3 protein-coding genes are annotated in these 2,875 nt (G+C 68.3%); all 3 read left to right on the top strand.

Annotated features, from left to right (window positions below):
• Positions 1-934 (top strand): flagellar basal body P-ring protein FlgI (locus ACE3SS_RS15295; RefSeq protein WP_374595431.1); only part of this gene is annotated, 934 nt, incomplete at its 5' end.
• A 10-nt stretch (positions 935-944) separates the two neighbouring features.
• Positions 945-2,036: a flagellar assembly peptidoglycan hydrolase FlgJ gene (gene flgJ, locus ACE3SS_RS15300; RefSeq protein WP_374595433.1), complete on the top strand. Its 1,092-nt coding sequence runs from the start codon at positions 945-947 to the stop codon at positions 2,034-2,036.
• A 78-nt stretch (positions 2,037-2,114) separates the two neighbouring features.
• On the top strand, positions 2,115-2,875 hold a 761-nt coding region (gene flgK, locus ACE3SS_RS15305; protein ID WP_374595435.1), incomplete at its 3' end, for a flagellar hook-associated protein FlgK.

Below are 2,875 nucleotides of genomic sequence, written 5' to 3' on the forward strand. Positions count from 1 at the left end.
GCAGACGCCTTTCACCGTGCAGAGCATCGTCAACATGCTGGGCAACATGGGCGTCACCCTGCCAGCGGGCACCAACTTGCAGTTGAAGAACGTGGCCGCGGTCATGGTGACCGCCACCTTGCCGCCTTTCGCGCGCCCGGGCCAGAACCTGGACGTCACCGTGTCGTCCATCGGCAATGCCAAGAGCCTGCGCGGCGGCACGCTGGTGATGACGCCGCTGAAGGGCGCAGATGGTCAGATCTATGCCATCGCCCAGGGCAACATGGTGGTGGGGGGCGCGGGCGCATCCGCGGGTGGTGCCTCGCAGACGATCAACCACCTCTCCGCCGGACGCATTCCGGCTGGCGCCACCGTGGAGCGGACGGTTCCGGCATTGCTGGGCCAGGGCGAGTACGTCTTCTTCGAGCTCAATGACACGGACTTCGGCACCGCGCGCCGGGTCGTCGACGCCATCAACCACGCCTCGCCGGGCTCGGCGCAGGCGCTGGACGGGCGCAGCATCCAGGTGCGCGCGCCGCTGGATTCGACTGCCCGCGTCGCCTTCCTGGGCCAGCTCGAGAACCTGGACGTGACGCCGGCGGTGCAGCCAGCGAAGGTGATCGTCAATTCGCGTACCGGCTCGGTCGTGATGAACCAGAAGGTGACGCTGCAGAACTGCGCGGTCGCGCACGGCAACCTCACGGTGACGGTGAACAACGAGGCCCAGGTCAGCCAGCCCGGGCCGCTCTCCGGCGGCCAGACGGTGGTGACGCAGCGCGGCCAGGTGGACATCGAGCGCGAGGGTGGGGCGCTGTTCAACGTCAAGGGCGGGGCGAATCTCGCCGACGTGGTCAAGGCGCTCAACGCTCTCGGCGCCAAGCCGATGGACCTCGTCAGCATCCTGCAGGCGATGAAGTCGGCCGGTGCGCTGCGCGCCGAGCTCGAGGTCATCTGAGGCCGCGACCATGACGGCAGCGAACATCAACGCCGGCGTGCAGCTCAACGCGCTCGATCCCAACTCGCTGGGCGATCTCAAGCGCCTGGCGCGCACCGACGGCCAGTCCGACCAGGCCTTGCGTGCGGCAGCGAAACAGTTCGAGGCGTTGTTCGTGCAGATGGTGATGAAGTCCATGCGCGACGCCACGCCTTCTGGCGGTTTGCTCGACAGCGAGCAGGGCAAGCTCTTCCAGGGGCTGCTCGACCAGCAACTTTCACTGAACATGGCGCAGGGCAAGGGCACCGGTCTGGCCGAAACCTTGTATCGACAACTGGGCGGCAAGGCCGCCGGCGGTGCGCTCGAGGCGCTCGACACCGGCAATGCCGGGCCTTCCGCCGGCTTCGATCTTGCCAACGTCGTGCGGCGGGCGGCAATTCCTGCCGCCCGCATGCCCGCTGCGGAAAGCGCTGCCGGTGCGCTTGCCGCCTTGTCGCAGGGCGCCGGCGCGTTGGCGATCACCGGTACGCCACGGGGCGACTCCGGCGCCGTCGACGACATCACCGCCGTGGCCGAGCGCGCGGCGCTGCAGGCCCGGCTCAGCGATGCGATCCGCTCCGCGCGCGAGGCGACAGGCGCGCTGTCGACGCGAGCGAAATCGTTCGTTGCCGATGTCTGGCCGCACGCGGTCGAAGCCAGCCGCAAGACGGGCATCCCGCCGCAGTTCATGGTGGCGCAGGCCGCGCTGGAAACCGGCTGGGGCGAAAGGCAGCTTCGCCAGGCGGATGGCAGCCCCAGCTACAACCTCTTCAACATCAAGGCCGGCAGCAGTTGGGGCGGGCGCACGGTGAATGTGAGCGCCACCGAATACGCCAACGGGCGCGCCTACAGCGAGCCGTCGAACTTCCGCGCCTACGGGTCGTATGCCGAATCCTTTGCCGACTACGCGCGCCTGCTGTCGAGCAGCCCGCGCTACGCGGCGGTGCTCGGCCAGCGCGACGCCGACGGCTTCGCGCGCGGGCTGCAGCAGGCGGGCTATGCCACCGATCCGATGTACGCCGACAAGCTCGCCCGCATCATCGGCGGCAGCACGCTGCGCAACGCGCTCGCTTCGGCGGCCTGAGCTTCGAGGGAGTTCTGATGCATTGCTGGCAAGGATCTTGCTGATCGTTGCCTGACCTCGCGTATCAGGAACATTGCCATGTCGAGCCTGCTGAACATCGGACTGACCGGCCTCTACGCCGCCCAGGCGCAGCTCACCACCACATCGCACAACATCAGCAATGCGGCCACGCCCGGCTATCACCGGCAGACGGTGCAGCAGAGCAATGCGGAGCCCTTGCTCAAGGGGGGCTCGTTCTTCGGCCAGGGCACGGAGGTGGATTCCGTGCAGCGCTCCTACAGCCAGTACCTGGAAGGCCAGGTGATGCTCAACGATAACCGTCGTGCCGAGTACGCGGCCTACAGCCAGCAGGTCAGCCAGGTGGACAACCTGCTCGGCGATCCATCGGTCGGCCTGGCGCCGGCGATGGCCGACTTCTTCGCCGCCGCGCAGGACGTGTCGGCGAACCCGACGAACATCGCCTCGCGTCAGGCGCTGCTGTCGACCGGCGAATCCCTGGTCGCGCGCTTCCAGTCGCTCGGTGGGCGGCTTGACGAGATCAGCCGGGGTGTGGATGCCGACATCGATGCGACGGTCAGCAGCATCAACAGCTACGCCCGCCAGATCGCGGAGCTGAACCAGCGCATCCTCGACTCGCGCGCCACCAGTGGCGGCGCCACGGCCAATGACCTGTACGACCTGCGCGACAAGGCAGTGACGGGGCTGAACCAGCTCGTGCGCGCCACCACGTTGCCGCAGGACGACGGCTCGATCTCGGTCTTCATCGGCAGCGGGCAGCGCCTGGTCCTGGGCAACGACGCCGCGCAGCTTGGCACCGCGCCGGGCGCCGGCGAAGGCGG

The organism is Aquabacterium sp., assembly GCF_041915145.1.
GTDB lineage: Bacteria > Pseudomonadota > Gammaproteobacteria > Burkholderiales > Burkholderiaceae_C > Aquabacterium.

Bases quoted from the DNA above. Each gene is read 5' to 3' on its own strand.
- flgJ (WP_374595433.1), top strand. From the start codon at position 945: ATGACGGCAGCGAACATCAACGCCGGCGTGCAGCTCAACGCGCTCGAT.